Raw genomic sequence first — 20,039 nt, forward strand, 5'->3', positions numbered from 1 at the left:
GCCCCGCCGGGCGGGCCGGCACGGTGGGAGACGGTCGCGCGGCGGGCGGCGGTCAGCCGTTGCGGTCGATGGTCACGCGGGCGTCGTCGGCGAGACGGTAGCCGACGCCGTAGACGGTCGTGACCAGCGGGACGTCGACACCGACCTTGCCGCGCAGCCGGCGGACGTGCACGTCGACGGTGCGCACGCCGGCGTGCTCGTAGCCCCAGACCGCGTTGAGCAGCTGCAACCGGGTGAACACCCGGCGGGGGTGGGCGACGAGGTGCAGCAGCAGGTCGAACTCCAGCCGGGTCAGCGGCAACGGCTCGCCGTCGCGCAGCACCGACCGCGACGAGGCGAGAATGTGCAGGGTGGGGATCGTGGCGGCGACGGCGCGCGACGGCGCGCGGCCGGCGGGCACCGGGTCCGGGCGGCGTTCGACGGTGGCCGTGATGATGGTGCCCTCGCCGCGTTCCAGCATCTCCCGGGCGGCCTCGAGCAGCCGCCGGGCCGGCGGGGTCAGCGACTCCTCGGACGCCAGCGGGATGTTCAGGGTCACCGTGAGCATCGGGGCGGCGGTGTTGGCGGGGCGACGCTGGCCGCCCGGGGGGCGACCGGGAACAGCAGGCTGGGACGTATGCCATCCGGCGCGCGACGAGGCGGGGCTGACCGACATGGTCCTCCTTGGCTGGTCCGGGTATCTCCCCACGGCCCGGGACGCCGCTCCATCGATGCTTCCCGGCGCCCGGGCGAGGGTCAAGGGGCGGCTGCGTTGCATGAATGTGACAATTGACGAACGCATCGGAGCCGGATGCTCGCTCTGCGTACGAGGCCTGATGATTACAGCAGAGCCGCCGGGTTGACCCGATAGGGGGGTGCCCGCCCGGTTCACGGTGCTCGACACGGGTGGCGCCGGGGTGGGCGAGTCCGCGTCACGTCGGCGCGGCGACGGGCCACCCGGGCGGGGCCGGGAGGGGCACGGCGCACCGGGGACGGGACCGGTCCCCGTACGCGCCGGCGCGGCGCGCCCCGTCTCGGGCACGCCGCGCGGGTGGCGCTGTCAGCGGGCGGGGTCGATCTCGATCCGGGCCTCGTCGGCGAGGCGGTAGCCGACGCCGTAGACGGTGGTCACCACCGGCATGTCCGGGTCGAGCTTGGCGCGCAGCCGGCGGACGTGCACGTCGACGGTGCGCGCCACCGCGTGCTCGTAGCCCCACACCCGGCTCAGCAGCTGCAGGCGGGTGAACACGCGGCGGGGCTGCTCGGCCAGGAACAGCAGCAGGTCGTACTCGATGCGGGTCAGCGGGATGACGCGGGCGCCCTGGTGGACCACCCGCGAGCCGGCGGCGATCCGGATGGCGTGCGGGTCGACGGCGGCCGGCACCGCACGGGGCGTTGGCCGGTCCTCGGCGGGGCCGGGGCCGAGCCGCCCCTCCCCCGACTCGGCGAGTTCCCCGATCAGCTCCAGCAGCCGGGCCACCCGGGGGCTCATCGGCCCCGGGGCGAGGTCGAGGGTGATGGTGACACTCGGTGCGGTACGCGGGCGGACCGGCCCGACCCGCTCGGGACGCGCGGTGGGATGGATCCGGGTGGGGATGGCGACGACGGACATGGAGCCTCCTGCGGCGGTGGTGCCGCCACGCCCGGTGGAGCGTGGCGGGTCAGGACGGCGCCCGGCCGGCGGTCACCGGGGGCGCGGGGGTGGGCGTGGGCGGCGGCGGGGTGGGGCCGAGCACGGGCAGGCCGGCGAGCCGCCAGGCGACGAAGCCGCCGACGACGTCCGTGGCGTGGCGCAGCCCGAGGTCCTTCAGGGCGGCGGCGGCCAGCGAGGAGGTGTAGCCCTCCTGACAGACGACCAGCACCCGCAGGTCGTAGTCGACCGCCTGGGGCAGCCGGGCGGGACAGCGCGGGTCGAAGCGCCACTCCAGCACGTTGCGTTCGATCACCAGCGAGCCGGGCACGGTGCCGTGGGCGGCCCGCTGGGCGGCCGGGCGGATGTCGACCAGCAGGGCGCCGCGCCGGTGCGCCAGGTGCGCGCTCTCCGGATCCAGCCGGTGCAGGCGCGCCCGGGCGGCGGCCAGGATCTCGTCGATGCCCCGGGAGCCCGGGGGCGCCACCGGGGGCGGACACGCGCTTGGGTCGTCGGTCTGCGGCATGGTCGTTGCCTCCACTGGTTGTCGGTGGTACGCGTACGGGCGGCCGGGCCGGCGCGGTGACGGGCCGGGACGGGCCGGGGGTGGCCGGGGCGCGGTCGGGGCGGCGTGACGCTCACCAGGCGGCCCCGGCCTCGGCCACCTCGGCGACGCGCAGCCGGCCGTCGGTGAGCCGGTAGCTGGTCATCCGGCGCAGCGCGGGCCGGTAGACGTGGACGCTCACCGCCGGCTCGTCGTCCCGGTTGGACACCAGGTGCACGTGTCGCGGGCCGAACCGACGGCCGGAGCCGGCCGGCAGCCGGTGCGGGCGGAGCACGCCCCCGTCGACCGTCTCCTCGGTCAGGGCTCCGGACACGACCAGGAACGCGCCGCCGCAGCCGCCGTGGTCGTGCAGGTCGGTGCCCTGCCCGGGCAGCCAACTCAACGCCCACACCTCGTGGTCGGCCTCGTGGGCCAGTCGGGCGTACCACCGGGCGGCCGGGTCGAAACGCAGCGGCACGGGCCAGCGGGCGCGGTCGGCGGCCCAGCGTCGGGCGACGGCGAGCAGATCGGTCGGGCGGCGGTCGGGCATGGCGGTCCTCGCGGTTCGACGGAGCGTCGACCCAGCATAGGCTGCAAACCCTATTGGTTTAGTAGGTAATCCCAGACCTCGGGACACCGGGATCTCCGGGCGGCGGTCAGCGCCGCAGCGGCGGCGCCACCCGGTAGCCGGGGACGGACGGCCAGCGCACGGTCAGCACCACCGACTCGCGCTCGGCGAACCAGGAGTGGTCCACGCCCCGCCCCCACACCACGTAGTCGCCGGGCTCGCCCAACACCACCGTCCGGTCCGGCAACTCGACCCGGAACCGGCCGCTGACCAGCACCAGCAGGGCCGTCCGCCGCTCGCCCGTGGCCCATCGGGAACGCGTCTCGCCCGCGGGATGGACCCCCCACTTCACCTCGACGTCGACACTGTGCCGTACCTCGCCCGCAGGCATGAAGTGGCCGAGCAGCCAGCCCGCGTTCGTCGCCCCGTCGACGCCCGCGTTGCCCACGTACACCCTGTCGTCCACCACGCCCCTCCCCCGCACACCGGCCGAGCAACGTACCAGGCCGGTGTCCGACTAACCTGGACCGGTGAGTGAGGAACTCGACGCCGAGACGCTGGCGTTCGCGCACCGGATGTTCGACCTGGCGCGCGACGGCGCCACCGCCGAACTGGCCGACTACGTCGACGCCGGGCTGCCGGTCGACATGACCAACGACAAGGGCGACACCCTGCTGATCCTGGCGGCGTACCACGCCCACCCCGAGACCGTCGCCGCGCTGCTCGCCCGCGGCGCCGACCACTCGCGGACCAACGACCGGGGTCAGACGGCGCTGGCCGCCGCCACCTTCCGCAGCAGCACCGAGGCCGTCCGGGCGCTGCTCGCCGCCGGGGCCGACCCGCACCACGGCGGCCCGTCGGCGGTGGAGACGGCCCGCTTCTTCGACCTGCCCGAGATGCTCACGCTGCTGACGGCGCCGACCGGCTGACGGCACGGGCCGCCCGCGTCGTCCGGCGTCGGGGCGGAAACGGCCGCGACGCCCGGCGGGTCCGGCGCGCGACCGGTATACAGGGTCGGTGGATGATCCGCTGCCCGAACAGATGCGCACCGCCGCCACGGCACTGTTGGCCGCGCTGGACGAACCCGCCCGCGACCGGGCCACTCACCGGTTCGACGACGAGGCGGCCCGCCGTTGGATCGAGTACCGGCCACGACCCCGGCCCGGGGTCTGCCTGGCCGACCTGGACCGCGCCGGGCGCAAGGCCGCGCACCGGCTGCTGGCCACCGCGCTGAGCCCACCGGCGTACGCCCAGGCGATGGCGATCGTCGCGCTGGAGGAGGTGCTCGACCGGGCGGAGGGGTGGCGCCGGGGCCGGCACAGCGGCGACTACTGGGTGGCCGTCTTCGGCGACCCGGCCCGCGACGACGCCTGGGCGTGGCGCCTGGAGGGGCACCACCTCTCGGTGAACATGACCGTGGTGGCCGACCAGGTCTCCCCCGCGCCGATCTTCCTCGGCGCCAACCCGGCCACCGTCCGGCACGCCGGCCACCCCGTCTCCCGCCCGCTGGGCGTGGAGGAGGACCTGGCCCGCGCCCTGCTCGACGCGATGGGCCCGGCCGGCCGGGCGGCGGCGATCGTCGCCGACGAGGCGCCCGGGGACATCATCAGCGCCACGCGCCCCCGCGTCGACGGCCCGCTGGAGCCGCTCGGGGTGCCCGCCGACCGGCTCGGGCCCACCGGCCGGGCCCTGCTGGAGCAGCTCGTGGCGCTCTACCTGGACCGGCTCCCGCCGGAGCTGGCGATCCGGGAGGCCCGCCGGCTGGACTCGGGGCGGCTGCACTTCGCCTGGGCCGGCCCCACCGTGCCCGGCCGGCGCCACTACTACCGGGTGCAGGGCGACGACCTGCTCATCGAGTACGACAACACCACCGACGACGGCAACCACGCCCACACGGTCCTGCGCCGCCCGGCCAGCGACTTCGGCACCGACGTCCTCGCCACCCACCACGCCGAGGCCCACCCCGGCCCGTGACCCCTCAGGGGCGGTGGTGGGCCAGGTCCACGGTGGCGTCGGCGGCGCCGCTCAGCGCGTCGAAGGTGGTGGCCTCGGAGCGGCGGCCGGCGTCGAAGCGGCGCACCAGGCGGGCGCCCAGCCAGACGCCGACCGCGCCAACGCCCAGGGCCACCAGTTCGGTGAGCAGCAGCACGACGGAGGCGCCCCGCTGCGGCGCGTCCGCGCGGACGAGGCAGGCGACCAGGAACAGCGCGGCCATCGCCACGTTCACGAGGTTGAAGGTGATCGCCGTACGCCGGGTGCGGTCGACCGGCACGTCCCACAGGTCGATCATGCCGGCCACGGCGGCCAGCGCGGCGGCGAACAGGGCCGCCACGGACGTCCAGTAGCCCACCTCACCGAGGAAGGCCGGCCCGCCGAGCACGTCGGTCAGGTCGAACACGGTCGCGCTCACGAAGAGCCCGAACGGGAACGTCACCAGCATCGGTTGGATCGGGTGCCCCTGCACCCGCAGCCGGCTCTGCATGGTTCCTCCCCAGGTCGGCACGCGTCACCAGTCCAGGGTGCTACCCGGGCACCGGTACGCCGAAACGACACGCGGCCCACCGGCCCCGATCGCCCCGCTGGTCCCACCGGTCACGTGGGCTGCCCGGCAGCGGCCGGCCCCTGCCCCGGCGACGGCGGCCCCGGGGCGCCAGCGGAACGTGGGCATCCGCCGGTGCCCGCGTCGAGGACCGCGTGGCGGCCGGAGCGCCGGCGGGCGGGCTCAGTTGTCCCGGGGGCGCGACACGGTGGCGACGAGCCGGTCGGCGACGTCCCGCAGCGGGATGCCCAGCGCGGACGCCGCGCTGCGCAGCACGTCGAGCGCCTCCTCGGCGGGGCAGCCACGCTGCGTCATGATCACGCCGATGGCCTGCCCGATCACCCCGTCGCCGAGCATCGAGGCGTCCAGCTCACCGGCCTGGGCGGCCCGGCGCGCCCGGTCGCGGACCGCCGCCAGGAGCAGCCCGGCGTGCTCGGCGAGCAGCATCGCGGTGAGCTGGTGCCCCGGGGTGAGCAGGTCGGCGGCATTGGCGTAGAGGTTGATCGACCCGATGACCTGCTCGTCGACGTCCACCGGGGCGGAGATCACCGACTGCACACCCAACTCCCGGGCCCGTGGCGTCCAGGCCGGCCAGCGCTCCTCGCGGTCCAACCGGTCGGAGAGGACCAACTCCCGCCGCCGGATGGCGTCCATCGCCGGCGAGTCCGGGCCGTGCCGCAGGTCGTCCAGGCCCGCCAGGCGCGCGTCGGAGGCCGCCACCCCGGCCGGTTCGCCGGCGCGCAGCGCCGTGAAGCCGCACCAGCTCACGCCGGCCACGGCGTCGCGGGCCGTACGCACCAGCGCGTCCAGCGCCTCGTCGAAGTCGTCGACGGCGATCAGCCCGGCCGTCAGCTCGCGCAGCAGGGCGGCGGTCTCGAGGACGCCGAGCCGCTCCACCGCCAGGTCCCGCGTCTCCAGGTTCACCGCCGCGCTGCCCCCACCGTCCCGGCGCGTGCTGCCGCACGCCCGACCGGCGCCGTCACCTGTTCCATCGTCTGGTCTCTCCTGACTCCTCGGACCCGGCCTACTACCCTCGCAAACCGGGGTCGAAACGGCGCAAAGGGGGCCCCTTCCCGGCGCCCGGAGGCGCGGGAAGGGGCCCCACGCGTCAGCGCGACGCGGAGCTGAGTCGCCGCCCCACCGAGGCGATCAACCGGTCCAGCTCCGAGCCGAACGGGTTGTCGTGCACCAGGTACGTCCAGGTCGCGGACGGCCGCACCAGCTTCGCCTCGTCCGGCTCCCAGTCGTCGCCGAACTCCGTCTCCTCGAAGGTCTCGATGGTGCGCCGCTCGATCTCCGGGATGAGGTTGTTGAACGCCGGCACCGCCGCCCGGTGGAACTCGTCCAGCGGGTCGAGCCGGCCCAGGGCGCGCAGGTGCACGCCCTCGCGTACCTCGGAGAGCTCCGCGAGGTGCTCCGCCCAGAGCCGGTCGAGGTGGTAGAGGGCGATCGAGCGGGCGGCGCGGGCGAGCAGGTCCTCGTCCATCTCGCCGGCCTTCTCGGGCACCCGGTCCAGCAGCATCAGCGCCGCCACGTCGCTGGTCAGCAGGCGTTCCCGGCGCTCCGCGAGCGCCTTGCGCTGCTGCTCGATCACGACGCTGTAGCGCCAGGTGTTGCGGTGGATCTCGTGGTTGACGCCCTCGGCGACCCGCTGGGCGTGCTCGACGGCGTACTCGACCTGGTCGTCGGTGACCAGGCCGTCGGCGTTCATCCGGGGCGAGGCGGGCACGGCGTCGCCGGCGTGCCGGACGACCAGGTCGTCCTCCAGGCTGACGAAGAAGACCGAGCCGCCGGGGTCGCCCTGCCGCCCGGCCCGGCCGCGCAGCTGGTCGTCGACGCGCCGGCTGTCGTGCCGGCCGCTGCCGATCACGTAGAGGCCACCCAGCTCGGCGACCCGGTCCCGGTCGGCCTGGTCGCTGCCGCCGAGCCGGATGTCGACGCCCCGGCCGGCCATCTGGGTGGAGACGGTCACCGCGCCGTACGCGCCGGCCTCGGCGATGATCGCCGCCTCCTCGTCGTCGTTCTTCGCGTTGAGCACCACGCACGGCACCCCGGCGGCGTTGAGGCCGGCGGCCAGCCCCTCGGACTCCTTCACGTCCAGGGTGCCGACGAGCACCGGCCGGCCGCGCTCGTGGTTGCGCTTGATCTCGTCGACCAGCGCCTCGTCCTTCTCCGCGCGGGTGGCGTAGATGCGGTCCGACTCGTCCTCGCGCACGCACGGGGTATTCGGCGGGATCACCGCCACCTCGAGGCCGAAGAACTCGCGGAGCTGGTCGCCGACCAGCACCGCCGTCGCCGTCATGCCGCACACCTTCGGATAGAGCGCGATGTACGCCTGCACGGCGATGGTGCCGAGCACCTCGCCCTCGGCGGTGGCGTCGAGGCCCTCCTTGGCCTCCACCGCCGCCTGGAGCCCGTCGGGCCAGCGGCGACGCTGGGCGACCCGGCCGCGCATCTCGTCGATCAGCTCGACGGAGCCGTCCCGGACGATGTAGTCGACGTCGCGGTGCAGCAGGGCGTGCGCGTGCAGCGCCACGTTCACGGCCGAGAGCTGCGCGACGTGCTCCTCGTCGTACAGGTCGATGCCGAGCTTGGCCTCGACGGCGGCCAGGCCGGCGGCGGTGAAGGCGACGCTGCGGCCGTCCTCGGCCACCGTGTAGTGCTTGCCCTTGCGCAGGCCGCGCACCTGCGCGGCGGCGGCGTGCACCGGGTCCTGCTCACCGGCGACCGAGCCGGCGAGGACCATCGGCACCCGGGCCTCGTCGATGAGGATCGAGTCGGCCTCGTCGACGATCGCGGTGCGCAGCGGCGGCTGCACCCGGTCCTCCACGTCGGTGACCAGTTGGTCGCGCAGGTAGTCGAAGCCGGCCTCGCTGACCGAGACGTACGTGACGTCGCAGGCGTACGCGTCGCGCCGCTCCTGCGGGGTGGAGGCCTCGTTGACCCAGCCGACGGTCAGGCCGAGCAGGGTGTAGACCGGCTCCATCCAGAGGGCGTCACGCCGGGCCAGGTAGTCGTTGACGGTGAGCACGTGCACCGGGCCGTTGCCCAGCCGGACGTGCCCGTACGCGGCGATGGTCGCGGTGAGCGTCTTGCCCTCACCGGTGGCCATCTCGGCGACCTTGCCGGAGAGCAGCGCCATCGCGCCCAGCAGCTGCACGTCGTACGGCCGCTGGTCGAGGCCCCGGCGGGCGGCCTCGCGGCCGATCGCGCAGATCTCCTCGTAGCCCGTGGCCTTGCCGGCGGCCTCGGTCAGCTCGGCGTCGTCGAGCGCCGACAGCTCGTCCTCGCGCGCCTCGACGGCCGGCAGCAGCTTCTCCAACGGCCCCAGGTCTACCGTCGTCCCCGGGCGCTGGAGGAACCGGCGGAACCTGGTCTTCAAGCGTTGCGACACACCCATGAGCGGCAACGGTACGCGACCGGAGCCCGCGTTGGCGGCCCGCCCGGCGCGCCGCCGCGCGGGTGTCGCCGCCGGGCCGCTCGCGGGCCCGGCCGCTCAGCTCACCAGGAGCTGGTGGGTGGCCAGCTCACGGTAGAGCGGGCTGGTCCCGGTGAGCTCGTCGTGGGTGCCGGTGGCCGCCACCCGGCCGCCGTCGAGCACCACGATCTGGTCGGCGTCGACGACGGTGGAGAGGCGGTGCGCCACGATCAGCAGGGTGCGCCGGGCGGCCACCGCGTCGATGGCCCGACGCAGCGCGGCCTCGTTGCGGGCGTCGAGGTTGCTGGTCGGCTCGTCGAGCAGCAGCACCGGCGGCCCGGCCAGCAGGGCGCGGGCGATCGCCAGCCGCTGCCGCTCGCCGCCGGAGAGCAGCACCCCGCCCTCGCCCACCTGCACGTCCAGCCCCTCGGGGGCGCGCTCGGCGAGGTGGCCGAGGTTGACCTCGTCGAGCACCGCGCGCAGCCGGGCCTCGGTGGCCTCGGGCGCGCTGATCAGGAGGTTCTCCCGCAGCGTGCCGGCCAGCACGGGCGCGGACTGCTCGACGTAGCCGATCCGGGCGCGCAGCGCGTCGCGGGGCAGGTCCCGCACGTCGACGCCGTCGATGCGCAGCGCGCCCTCGGTGACCTCGTAGAAGCGCTCGACCAGCGCCAGCAGCGTCGACTTCCCGGCGCCGGACGGGCCGACCAGGGCGGTGCGGGTGCCGGCCGGCACGGTGAAGCTCACCTCGCGCAGCACCGGCGGGCCGCCGGGGTAACCGAAGCCAACCCGGTCGAACTCGACGGACGCCGGGGCCCCGCCGGTCGCCGCCGTGGCCGGGGCGCGCGCCGGCCGGTCGGCCGCCCCCTCCACGGGCACGGCGAGCACCTCCTCGATCCGCTGGAGCGCGCCGAGGCCGGTCTGCAACTGGGTGTAGGCGTGCACCGCCTGCCCGAGCGGGAGCACCAGGAAGAACAGGAACATGATGAAGGCGACGAGGTCGCCGACGGTGATGGCGCCCGCCGCCACCCGCGCCCCGCCCACCCCGAGGACCAGCAGGAACGCCCCCTGGATGGTGACGCCGCTGGCCGGGCCCACGAACGCCTGCACGCGGGCCACCCGCAGCCCCGCCGCGTACGCCTGGGTGGCGCTCACGCCGATCGCGTCGGCCTCGCGCCGCTCGGCCCGGGCCGCGCGGATCGTGCGGGCGGCGGAGATGGCCCGCTCCACCGCCGAGGTCATCTCGCCGATGCGTTCCTGGGCGGCCCGGGCCAGCCCGCGCACCCGGTGGGCGAAGGCGACGGCGATGGCGATGCCGGCGGCCACCCCGAGCAGGGTCACCCCGAACAGCACCGGGTCGAGCAGGACCATCGCCCCGGCCGCGCCGAGCACCATCACGGCGCCGGTGACCACCTCGAACAGGCCGGAGGTGACCACGGCACGCAGCAGGGTGGTGTCCGAGCCGACCCGGGAGAGCAGGTCGCCCGTGCGGCGGCGGTCGTACTCGGCGATCGGCAGGCGCAGCAGGTGCCCCGCCAGCCGCCGCCGGGTGCCGAGCACGACCCCCTCGGCGGTGCGTTGCAGCAGGTAGTCCCGCACGCCGCCGAGCGCCGCGCCCACCAGCACGAGGGCGACCAGCGCCGCTACCAGCCCGGCGACGGGCCGGCTGGCGGAGAGCCCGTCGAGCACCGAGCGGGTGAGCAGCGGCTGGGCCAGCGACGCCGCCGCGCCGGCCAGCGACAGCGCGCCCACCACGGCCAGGGTGCCGCGGTGGGCGCGCAGGTAGGGCAGGAGGGCCGCGAGGCCGACCCGCCGGTCGGCTCCGCCCCCGCCGGGACCCCCGGGGGCGGCCGGGACGGATTCGTCGGCGGTCAGGACGGCGGCGTCGGCGGTCATGGCTGGAACGGTATCCGCCCGCGCCACCCGCCCGGACCGTACGCGCGACCTCAGGCGGTCAGCACCACCTGGAGCTCCTGGCGGCGCCGCTCGGCGAGGTCGGTCAGCAGTGTCGGTGCCTCCTCGAACGGCACCACCGCCGAGACCAGGTGCTTGCGGATCACGTCCCCGTACGCGCGCAGCAGGTCGATCGTCTCGGCGGAGAGGCGCTCCCGGTCCCAGGTCGGGGCGAGCCCGCGCGGCACCCGGCCGATCTGCGCGCAGCGCAGCGACAGTCCGTTGTGGTGGAACTCCTCACCGAAGCGGACCGCGTCCGCGCCGGCCTGGTAGAAGGCCAGGTCGACCACCGTGCCCTGGGGACGCAGCAGGCGCAGCGCGAGCTGCAACGCCCAGGCCTGGCCCCGGCACTGGAACACCACGTCGGCACCCCGGTCGCCGGGCCCGTGCGCCCAGCGGGTCTTGAGCACCACCGCCGGGTCGTCCGCCTCCGGGTCGAGGGTCTCCAGGCCCAGCGCCTCGGCGACGGCCCGCCGCTGCGGGGTCGGGTCGAGCACCACCACCGAGGCGGCCCCGTGCCGCTTGGCGAACAGGGCGGTGAGCAGCGCCACCACCCCGCTGCCGACGACCGCGACCCGCCGGCCCCGCACCCCGTCGCCCAGCGAGCGCACGTCCGCGCCGTGCAGGTCGGCGGCGGCGTGCAGCACGCCGTTGGCACAGATCGGCCCCATGTGCGCGACGTAGACGCCGAGCAGCGGGTCGAGGTCCTCGGGCAGCGGCACGAACCGCTCGGCGACCGCGTCGGCGACCCAGCCGGTGCGGTGGCCGTACGTCATCGCGCCGACGGTGCCCACGGCGACGGCCGGCGTGCGGCTCTCCACCACCCGACCGACCTGCATGTAGCCCAGCCGGGTCACCGGGTACGGCGTGCTGGCGGCACCCGGCTGGAAGAGCCCGAGGTCGGCGTTCCAGGTGACGTTCAGGTAGGGGTTGGTGCCCTTGACGTAGCTGAGTTCGGTGCCCGCCGAGACCCCGCTGAACAGCGTCTCGACGCGGAACGTGCCGTCGGTCAGCTCGGCGGCGTCCTGCTCGACCAGCTCGACCCGGCCCGGGCCGCTGACCACCACCACGCGGTCACGCATCGACGGTCACCCCCGTGGCCAGCGGCGCGGCGGCGGGCGTGTCCAGGCGTACGGGCCGGCCGGTGCGGGCGGAGTCGGCGACCGCGAGGGCGAGGCGCTGGGTGCCGAGGGCCTCGGCGTACGGGACGCGCACGTCGTCGCCGACGCCCCGGACGGCGTCGACGAAGGCCCGGTCCACGGCCACCCGGGCGGCCTCCGGGTCGGCGTCGAAGCGGCGTTCCCCGTCGGCGTCGCGCACGACCAGCCCGTCCTCGCTCAGCGACAGGGCCAGCCCGTCGGCGAGGATCTCCAGTCCCGCGCGGTGCTTCCAGCCGAGCACGCAGGCGGCGGTGAGCGTGCCGACCGCGCCGCCGGCGAAGCGCAGCGTCGCGGTGGTCACCGAGTCGATGTCGGCGCCGTCGACCGGCGGCGGGGTGCCGTCGCCGTACGCGGTGACCTCGGTGGCCTCGCCGACCAGGCACCGGATGAGGTCCAGCACGTGGGCGGCCTGCTCGACGACCGGACCGCCGGAACGCTCGCGCGACGACCACCAGGCCACGGGGGGCACCTTGTCCCACCACGCGCCGGTGACCAGCCGCACCGGACGGTCGCCGAGCAGCTCCCGGGCCTGCTGCACCACCGGCAGGTAGCGCCAGTGGTGCCCGACGCCGGTGAGCAGCCCGCGCCGGGCGACCAGGTCGGCGACGCGCTCGGCGGTGGCCAGGTCGACGGCGACCGGCTTCTCCACGAACATCGGCACCCCGGCCGCGACGACCGCCTCCTCGGCCGGCCCGTGCGCGAACGGCGGCACGCAGACGTAGACCGCGTCCGGGCCGGCGGCCAGCAGTTCGTCGACGTCGCCGAAGGTGCGGGCGTCGTGCGCCCGCGCCAGCTCCGCCGCCGCCTGCGGCACCACGTCGGTCACCCCGATCAGCTCCACGTCGGCGAAGCCGCCCAACACCCGGGCATGGCGTTGCGCCACCCCGCCGGCCCCAACCAGTCCCACCCGGCACGTGCGCATGTGAAGCCCCTTCGCCACAGTTTCGCGTTCGACGACTGCACTCCCCCCGCGTACGCGCAACCAAACGTTCACGGGGCGGAACCCGGCCATGTCACCGCCGTGATCAAGCTGTTAGGCATGCTGCGGTTAGCGCGAGCGCGGTAGTGGGAAAAACAACGAAGGTTTTTCCGCCACGATCTGGGGGTGCCTGTGCGGAATACGGAAACGATGGTGTCACCGGTGGTGGAGGCCTGGGCCACCTACCGCACGACGTCGGCGGGGGACTGGCCGGCGCGGCGCCTGATGCGTGCCAAGGGCGACAGCCGGGTCAGCGTGGTACTGCCGGCCCGCAACGAGGAGGCGACGGTCGGCGCGATCGTGTCGACCATCCGGGAGCACCTGATGGAGCGGGTGGCCCTGATCGACGAGCTGATCGTGGTGGACTCCCGGTCGACCGACCGCACCGCCAAGGTGGCGCGTGCCGCCGGCGCGGAGGTGGTCAGCCAGGACGCGATGACCCGGGGCCTGCCGCGGCTCACCGGCAAGGGGGACGCGCTCTGGGCGGGGCTGGCGGCGGCCGAGGGCGACGTGGTGGCGTTCATCGACGCCGACCTGCGCGAGTTCCGGCCACACTTCGTGACGGGGCTGATCGGTCCCCTGCTGACCGATCCCTCGGTGGATTTCGTGAAGGGCTTCTACCACCGCCCCCTGGTCGGGGCGTCGAGCGTGGAGGCCGACGGCGGCGGGCGGGTGACGGAGCTGATGGCCCGGCCGATGCTGAACCTGTTCTGGCCCGAGCTGGCGGGCTTCGTGCAGCCCCTCGCCGGTGAGTACGCCGGCCGCCGGGAGGTCCTGGAGCGGGTGCCGTTCGTCTCCGGCTACGGGGTCGAGACGGCGATGCTCATCGACCTGCTCGAGCTGGTCGGGTTGGACGCGCTGGCCCAGGTGGACCTGGGCGAGCGCAAGCACCGCCACCAGGACACGGCCGCGCTGGGCCAAATGTCGGCCCAGATCATGCTCACCGCCTGGTCGCGGTTGCAGCGGCGCGGCTGGGCGGCGCCCGGAGCGATGCCCGCCGCCCTGCTGACCCAGTTCCGGCGCGGCGGCTCCGACGCCCTGCCGAACCTGGACCGGGAGATCGTCGTCAGCGACGTCTCGGTGGACGAGCGGCCACCCCTGGCGGAGCTGCGGCACCGCATCCCCCGCCGACGGGTCGCCGCGGCGTGACCACGCGACCTCTTGTGACCCCGAACGACCGGGCGCGGACGGCCGAGGGCCCCGCCGAGGGAAGGAATCCCGCATGAGCCTCACCGTCCTGATGAACGCCGGTCCGTGGCTGTCCGTGCCGCCGCCCGGCTACGGCGGCATCGAGAACGTCATCGCCACGCTGGTGCCGGAGCTGCGTCGCCTCGGCGTACGGGTGGTGCTCGCGTCGGTCGACAGCAGCACGCTGCCGGTAGACGAGAAGATCTCCGTCTTCCCCGACGGGCAGTTCCCCGCCCTGCAACGGCCGTACAACCAGGTCTGCGGCATCTCGCAGGCGCACCTGAACGGCGTGGTACGCACGCTGCACTCGCGCGACGACATCGACCTGGTGCACGACCACGTGGAGGCGGTCGGCCTGGCCACGCTCGCCGCGATGGGCCCGGACGCCCCGCCGGTGCTGCACACGCTGCACTGGGACCTGGCCAAGCACCCGGCGCTCTACGGCAACCTCGACGGCGGCGACCGGGTCCGGGTCAACGGGGTCTCCGCCTCGCAGCTGGCCCGGGCGCCCCGGGCGTTGCAGGAGCACTCGGTGGGCCACGTGCACCTGTCCACCCCGCTCGCCGTCGACGCGGACCGGCGCCCCCGGGCCGACAAGGGCGACTATCTGATCATCCTGGGCCGGATCAACCCGGGCAAGGGCCAGGACGTGGGCGCGCGTCTCGCCCGGCGGGTGGGGGTGCCGCTGGTGCTCGCCGGGCCCGTCGGCCCGTACCACCGGCCGGAGGACCTGGCCGCGGCCGGGGACGAGGCCCGGCAGAACCCGGACGTCCGGTTCTTCTACGACGAGGTGGCGCCGCACGTCGACGGCGACCTGGTCCGCTGGGTGGGCACGGTGGCCGGGCAGGAGCGCGACGACCTGCTGGCCGGCGCCCGGGCCTCGCTGTTCCCGCTGCGCTGGGAGGAGCCGGGCGGCACGGCGGTGGTCGAGTCCCTGGCCCTGGGCACGCCCGTGGTCGCCACCGCCCGCGGCTGCCTGCCCGAGCTGATCGAGCACGGCCGCACCGGGCTGCTCACCACCGACGAGGAGGAGCTGGGCGACCTGCTGCTGGCCGCCAGCCTGCTCGACCCGGACGAGTGCCGGCGCGAGGCCGCCGTCCGCTTCACCCCCGCCGTGATGGCCGAGAAGTACGTCGGCCTCTACGAGCGGGTCCGCCAGTCCGCCGCCGCCGGGCGCCTGCTGCCGGCCTGATCGTCCGGCCGCGCCCCGGGGTCGGCCCGCCGTCACGGTGGGCCGGCCCCGTCGGCGTACGCGCCCGGGACCGCGACGACGTTCACCCCGTCGGCGGTGGGGCGCCGCCCGTCCTGGGCGGGAGGTTTGGCGGCCCGGGCGGCGGGAAGTCGCGGTCCGCTCAGCGTTCCCGCACAGTGAGGAGACGGCGGTGACCGGTCCCATGGCGCGCTCGCGCGCCCGGCACAACCCGGCCGACGGCAAGGCTCCCGTCCGGCGGGCCGCCACCGCCGTCGCGGTGGTCTTCCTCCTGGTCGGCATCCTCGGCTTCGTGCCGGGCATCACCAGCGACTTCGGCGACCTGCGCTTCGCCGGGCACGACTCCGACGCCAGGCTGCTCGGCCTGTTCCAGGTCTCGGTGCTGCACAACTTCGTCCACCTGCTCTTCGGGGTGGCCGGGCTGCTGCTGGCCCGCACCGTCGCGGGCGCGCGGACCTACCTGGTCGGCGGCGGCGCGATCTACCTGGTGCTCTGGCTCTACGGCCTGGTGATCGACCACGACAGCGGGGCCAACTTCATTCCGGTCAACAACGCCGACAACTGGCTGCACCTCTTCCTCGGCCTGGGCATGATCGCGCTGGGCGTCCTGACCACCCGGGGCCGATCCACCCGGTGACGCAGCGTGGACGGCCGAGGCCCGCCGCCCCGGCCGGGCCGGTTTCGCCCGCCCGCGTCCGGGTACTTCGCAGATCCCCGACGACGCGAAACGAGGGCGCACATGCCGCGGCGGATCACCTGCGAGGTGCAAGACAGGTCTCCGGTGACCGTCGTACGCCTGCGTGGCGGCCTCGACCTCGGCACCATGCGCACGGTGCACACCGCGCTGGACGCCTGCCTCGCCAGCCAGCCCGACGCGCTCGTGGTGGACCTCACCGACGTCACCGTCCGTGACCCGCTGGCCCTCTCGGTCTTCGCCGCCACCGCCCGCCGGGCGGCCGGCTGGCCGGCGGTGCCCGTCGTGCTGTGCGCCCCGCCGCCCGACGCGGCGACCTGGCTGGCGCAGTCGACCGCGTGCCGGGTGGTGCCCGTGCGCCGCGACTGCGACGAGGCGACCCGGGTGGCGAACGCGGCGGCGGCGCCCCGGCTGCGCGCCCGGCTCGAACCGGTCGCGGAGGCCTGCCGGCGGGCGCGGGAGCTGGTCACCGACGCCTGCGGGCGGTGGAACCTGCCGGAGGCCGTCGGCCCGGCGTCGCTGGTACTCAGCGAGCTGGTCGGCAACGTGGTCCGGCACGCCGGCACGCCGATGCGGGTGACGCTCACCCTGCGCCGGCCGTACCTGCACGTGGCGGTGACCGACGGCGACCGGACCCTGGTCCGGGCCGGCTGCCCCGACGGGCGTGCCGAGGGCGGCCGGGGGCTGATGCTGGTGCGCGAGCTGGCCCAGGTGTGGGGCAGCTCGCCGGCCGGCGACGGGAAGGTCGTCTGGGCCATACTGCCCGCGAATTGACCAGATTTACCACTCTCGCCTGAATAACCGCTGTCGCCTGGTTTCATGGGCTGTGGGGCGGGTAGCCGCGCCGTCCTATCTGTCGTCACGGCGGGGTGAGAGTCACATGCCCGAGCGGGTAACCACGGAACCACGCGACCGGGGGCCGGCGATCCTGGCGCCAGCACGCTTCGGCGGCTATCCCGGGCCGCTGCGCAAGGCGCTGCCCGGTGGGAAGCTCACCCGGTTCCTGGCCACCACCGACCACAAGCAGATCGGGCTGCTCTACCTGCTGACCTCGTTCGGATTCTTCCTGGTCGCGGGTGTCCAGGCGATGCTGATGCGGGCCGAGCTGGCCCGGCCGGGCATGCAGTTCCTCTCGGCCGAGCAGTACAACCAGCTCTTCACCTCGCACGGCGCGGTCATGCTGCTGCTGTTCGCCACGCCGGCGGCGTTCGGGTTCGCCAACTACATCGTGCCGATCCAGATCGGCGCGCCGGACGTGTCGTTCCCCCGGCTCAACGCCCTCGCGTACTGGCTCTACCTCTTCGGCGGCCTGATGGTGCTCGGCGGCTTCCTCACCTCCGGCGGCTCCGCCGACTTCGGCTGGACCGCCTACACGCCGCTGAGCAGCCAGGAGCACTCCCCCGGCGTCGGCGCCAACATGTGGGTGATCGGCCTGGTGGTCTCGGGGCTGGGCACCATCCTCGGCGCGGTCAACCTGATCACCACGATCCTCACCCTGCGCGCGCCCGGCATGACGATGTTCCGGATGCCGATCTTCACCTGGAACATGCTCTTCACCAGCGTGCTGGTGATCCTGGTGTTCCCGCTGCTGGCCGCGGCCCTGATGGCGCTGGCCGCGGACCGGCTGCTCAACGCCCACGTGTACGACCCGATAACCGCCGGGCCGATGCTCTGGCAGCACCTGTTCTGGTTCTTCGGCCATCCCGAGGTCTACATCATCGCGATCCCGTTCTTCGGCATCATCACCGAGATCATCCCGGTCTTCTCCCGCAAGCCGATCTTCGGCTACACGGGACTGGTGCTGGCCACCATCGCGATCACCGTGCTGTCGATGACCGTGTGGGCGCACCACATGTTCGCCACCGGCCAGGTGCTGCTGCCGTTCTTCAGCATCCTGAGCTACCTGATCGCGGTCCCCACCGGGGTCAAGTTCTTCAACTGGATCGGCACCATGTGGAAGGGGCAGCTCACCTTCGAGACGCCGATGCTCTTCGCGATCGGCTTCCTGGTCACCTTCCTCTTCGGCGGCCTCACCGGGGTGCTGCTGGCCAGCCCGCCGGCGGACTGGCACACCCACGACACGTACTTCGTCGTCGGGCACTTCCACTACGTGCTGTTCGGCACCGTGGTCTTCGCGCTCTTCGGCGGCTTCTACTTCTGGTGGCCGAAGATGACCGGGCGGCTGCTCGACGAGCGGCTCGGCAAGGCCCACTTCTGGACGATGTTCATCGGCTTCCACGGCACCTTCCTGGTGCAGCACTGGCTGGGCAACGAGGGGATGCCCCGCCGCTACGCCGACTACCTGCCCAGCGACGGGTTCACCGCGCTGAACACGATCTCCACCATCTTCGCCTTCGTACTCGGCGCCTCCACGCTGTTCTTCATCTGGAACGCCTGGAAGTCCTGGCGCTTCGGGGCGCAGGTGACCGTCGACGACCCGTGGGGCTTCGGCAACTCGCTGGAGTGGGCCACCACCTGCCCGCCGCCGCTGCGCAACTTCGACCGGATGCCCCGCATCCGCTCCGAGCGGCCCGCCTTCGACCTGAAGTACGGCCCGCTCGTCTCCGACCTCGGCCGGGACCTGCCGCAGCGCAGCACCAAGCCGCCGCAGGATTTCCGCGACGAGCTGCACCGCGAGAAGCACGTGCCCGAGTCGCCGTCCCTCGAGGGGGCGCACGGTGCGCGGGAGGCCGCCGAGTACCAGCCCGCGGCGCAGTCCGGGGCCAGGCCGGTGGACGTCCCCGAGCCGGGCGACATCCGTCGGCCCAGCTTCGAGCAGACCGACGAGCCGGAGGAGACCAACCTCGGCGCCCAGCGGGAGCAGCAGGAGAACGACCGCTGGCGGCACCCGCGCGGGCCCGGCGACTCGCCCGACTACTGAGTACGCGGAAGGGGCCGGCACCGCCTGGTGCCGGCCCCCTTCCGACGTGCTCAGCCCTCGCGGGCCGCCGCGAGTCCCGCCGCGGTGAGCGAGCGGCGCACCGCGGGCTGCACCCGGGTCAGCCGCAGCGGCACCCCCGTACGGGCCGCGGCCTCGCGGCCGGCCATCAGCGCGGCGATGCCGCCGGCGTCGAAGCCGCCCGCGCCGTCCAGGTCCACCACCACCTCGGCGGGCTGCCCGGTCACCGCCTCCAGCATCGCCCGGCGCAGCTGGTCCGCGCCGTCGCGGTCGACCTCCCCGCCGACCTCCACGACGACCCGGTCGCCGTTGTGCCGCACCGAGATCCTGGTCTTCGCCGGCTCCGACCCGGCGGCGCCGTTCTGCCACGGCGGCGGGGCGTCGGCGAGCATCGCCTGGCGAAGCCAGGTCAGCGCCCGCGACAGCAGCCGGGAGACGTGCATCTGGGAGATGCCGAAGCGGGCGGCGATCTCCGCCTGGGTCTGGTTGCCGTAGAAGCGCATGGCCAGGATGCGCCGCTCCCGCCAGGGCAGCCGGTGCAGCAGCCCGCTGACCGTCACCCGGTCGTCGACGGATTCCAGCGCGTTGTCGGACTCGCCGACCAGGTCGCCGAACTCGGCCGAACTCTCCCCGCCGACGGGGGCGTTCAGCGAGGCCGGGCTGTAGCCGGCGGCCGACTCCAGCGCGGCGAGGATCTCCTCCTGCGGCGTCTCCAGCCGCTCCGCCAGCTCGGCGACCGTCGGGGCCCGGGACAGCTCGCTGGTCAGGGCCGACGTCGCCTGCCCCACCTCCAGGATCAGGTCACGTAGCCGGCGCGGCACGTGCACGCCCCAGGTGCGGTCGCGGAAGTGCCGCTTGATCTCCCCGACGATCGTGATGGCCGCGTACGCGGTGAACGAGCCCCGCTCGGGGTCGTACCGGTCGACGGCGTTGACCAGCCCGAGGCGGGCCACCTGTTCCAGGTCCTCCAGCGGCTCGCCGCGCCCCCGGTAGCGGCGGGCCAGCCGACCCGCGAACGGCAGGGCGAAGCGGACCAGGTCGTCCCGCGCCTCCTGGCGCCGTTCGGGCGGTAGGCCCTCGATGCGGGCCGCGTACGCCAGTGCGGCCGCGTCGAGGTCCTCCAGGCCCCGCTCGGTCGGCGGTGGTGTGGTCGTGGTGGTCTGTCCGAACATCCGCGCCTCCCTCAGGAAGGTCCCCCGCCCGGATTCAGGAAACCGGTCGTGCGCGCGCGTGGTCGCACCACGCCCGGGCCGGAAAGTGGGTCACATGACTGGGATGTCA

At 74.6% G+C, this 20,039-nt stretch carries 19 protein-coding genes; 7 read left to right on the plus strand and 12 right to left on the minus strand.

Annotated elements, in window-relative coordinates; translation table 11 throughout:
* Positions 1-52: 52 nt before the first annotated feature.
* The 5 genes from ACTMS2_RS24475 to ACTMS2_RS24495 form a co-directional block, all read right to left on the minus strand.
* Positions 53-655, minus strand: coding sequence for a winged helix-turn-helix domain-containing protein (locus tag ACTMS2_RS24475; protein WP_101409549.1), 603 nt, complete (start codon positions 653-655; stop codon positions 53-55).
* Between the two features lie 384 nt (positions 656-1,039).
* Positions 1,040-1,591, minus strand: a complete 552-nt coding sequence (locus ACTMS2_RS24480; protein ID WP_441177480.1) for a winged helix-turn-helix domain-containing protein — start codon at positions 1,589-1,591, stop codon at positions 1,040-1,042.
* Between the two features lie 49 nt (positions 1,592-1,640).
* Entirely contained in the window at positions 1,641-2,135 is a 495-nt protein-coding gene (locus tag ACTMS2_RS24485) for a rhodanese-like domain-containing protein (RefSeq protein WP_441177481.1), read from the minus strand.
* A 112-nt stretch (positions 2,136-2,247) separates the two neighbouring features.
* Positions 2,248-2,703 carry a cysteine dioxygenase gene (locus ACTMS2_RS24490; RefSeq protein ID WP_441177482.1) on the minus strand — a complete coding sequence of 152 codons (456 nt, stop codon included), beginning with the start codon at positions 2,701-2,703 and terminating at the stop codon, positions 2,248-2,250.
* Between the two features lie 106 nt (positions 2,704-2,809).
* A complete protein-coding gene (locus ACTMS2_RS24495) occupies positions 2,810-3,187 on the minus strand; it encodes a signal peptidase I (RefSeq protein WP_441177483.1) in 378 nt (125 codons plus the stop codon).
* Between the two features lie 109 nt (positions 3,188-3,296).
* On the opposite strand from ACTMS2_RS24495, the gene ACTMS2_RS24500 reads away from it, so the two are divergent.
* Both ACTMS2_RS24500 and ACTMS2_RS24505 read left to right on the plus strand, forming a co-directional pair.
* On the plus strand, positions 3,297-3,650 hold the full coding sequence (locus tag ACTMS2_RS24500; RefSeq protein WP_441177507.1) for an ankyrin repeat domain-containing protein: 354 nt from the start codon (positions 3,297-3,299) through the stop codon (positions 3,648-3,650).
* 88 nt (positions 3,651-3,738) lie between these two features.
* Entirely contained in the window at positions 3,739-4,695 is a 957-nt protein-coding gene (locus ACTMS2_RS24505; protein ID WP_441177484.1) for a DUF3500 domain-containing protein, read from the plus strand.
* A gap of 4 nt (positions 4,696-4,699) precedes the next feature.
* Here the strand turns inward: ACTMS2_RS24505 and ACTMS2_RS24510 are convergent, their stop codons facing one another.
* The 6 genes from ACTMS2_RS24510 to ACTMS2_RS24535 form a co-directional block, all read right to left on the minus strand.
* A complete protein-coding gene (locus ACTMS2_RS24510) occupies positions 4,700-5,203 on the minus strand; it encodes a DUF2231 domain-containing protein (RefSeq protein WP_441177485.1) in 504 nt (167 codons plus the stop codon).
* 240 nt (positions 5,204-5,443) lie between these two features.
* Positions 5,444-6,184: a GAF and ANTAR domain-containing protein gene (locus ACTMS2_RS24515; protein WP_441177486.1), complete on the minus strand. Its 741-nt coding sequence runs from the start codon at positions 6,182-6,184 to the stop codon at positions 5,444-5,446.
* 184 nt (positions 6,185-6,368) lie between these two features.
* Positions 6,369-8,660, minus strand: coding sequence for an accessory Sec system translocase SecA2 (gene secA2, locus ACTMS2_RS24520; protein WP_101409544.1), 2,292 nt, complete (start codon positions 8,658-8,660; stop codon positions 6,369-6,371).
* 96 nt (positions 8,661-8,756) lie between these two features.
* On the minus strand, positions 8,757-10,571 hold the full coding sequence (locus ACTMS2_RS24525) for an ABC transporter ATP-binding protein (protein WP_441177487.1): 1,815 nt from the start codon (positions 10,569-10,571) through the stop codon (positions 8,757-8,759).
* 50 nt (positions 10,572-10,621) lie between these two features.
* Positions 10,622-11,710, minus strand: a complete 1,089-nt coding sequence (locus ACTMS2_RS24530; RefSeq protein WP_441177488.1) for a zinc-dependent alcohol dehydrogenase — start codon at positions 11,708-11,710, stop codon at positions 10,622-10,624.
* The gene (locus ACTMS2_RS24535) at positions 11,703-12,710 is read right to left on the minus strand and encodes a Gfo/Idh/MocA family protein (protein ID WP_441177489.1); all 1,008 of its coding nucleotides are present in this window, start codon (positions 12,708-12,710) and stop codon (positions 11,703-11,705) included. Before ACTMS2_RS24535 ends, ACTMS2_RS24530 begins: the two co-directional genes overlap by 8 nt.
* A gap of 207 nt (positions 12,711-12,917) precedes the next feature.
* Here ACTMS2_RS24535 and ACTMS2_RS24540 point away from each other — a divergent pair, with 207 nt between their 5' ends.
* From ACTMS2_RS24540 to ctaD, 5 genes are all read left to right on the plus strand, one after another.
* Complete coding sequence (locus tag ACTMS2_RS24540) at positions 12,918-13,916, plus strand: glucosyl-3-phosphoglycerate synthase (RefSeq protein ID WP_441177490.1); 999 nt, start codon at positions 12,918-12,920, stop codon at positions 13,914-13,916.
* Positions 13,917-13,989: 73 nt separating this feature from the next.
* Positions 13,990-15,147 carry a glycosyltransferase gene (locus ACTMS2_RS24545; protein WP_441177491.1) on the plus strand — a complete coding sequence of 386 codons (1,158 nt, stop codon included), beginning with the start codon at positions 13,990-13,992 and terminating at the stop codon, positions 15,145-15,147.
* Positions 15,148-15,349: 202 nt separating this feature from the next.
* A complete protein-coding gene (locus ACTMS2_RS24550) occupies positions 15,350-15,802 on the plus strand; it encodes a DUF4383 domain-containing protein (protein WP_441177508.1) in 453 nt (150 codons plus the stop codon).
* 102 nt (positions 15,803-15,904) lie between these two features.
* Positions 15,905-16,633, plus strand: coding sequence for an ATP-binding protein (locus ACTMS2_RS24555; protein ID WP_441177492.1), 729 nt, complete (start codon positions 15,905-15,907; stop codon positions 16,631-16,633).
* A gap of 106 nt (positions 16,634-16,739) precedes the next feature.
* Positions 16,740-18,740: an aa3-type cytochrome oxidase subunit I gene (gene ctaD / locus ACTMS2_RS24560; RefSeq protein ID WP_441177493.1), complete on the plus strand. Its 2,001-nt coding sequence runs from the start codon at positions 16,740-16,742 to the stop codon at positions 18,738-18,740.
* 50 nt (positions 18,741-18,790) lie between these two features.
* Here the strand turns inward: ctaD and ACTMS2_RS24565 are convergent, their stop codons facing one another.
* A complete protein-coding gene (locus tag ACTMS2_RS24565; protein ID WP_441177494.1) occupies positions 18,791-19,930 on the minus strand; it encodes a SigB/SigF/SigG family RNA polymerase sigma factor in 1,140 nt (379 codons plus the stop codon).
* Between the last annotated feature and the right edge of the window lie 109 nt (positions 19,931-20,039).

It is taken from the genome of Micromonospora sp. SD12 (assembly GCF_052068495.1).
GTDB classification, from domain to species: Bacteria; Actinomycetota; Actinomycetes; order Mycobacteriales; family Micromonosporaceae; genus Micromonospora; species Micromonospora echinofusca.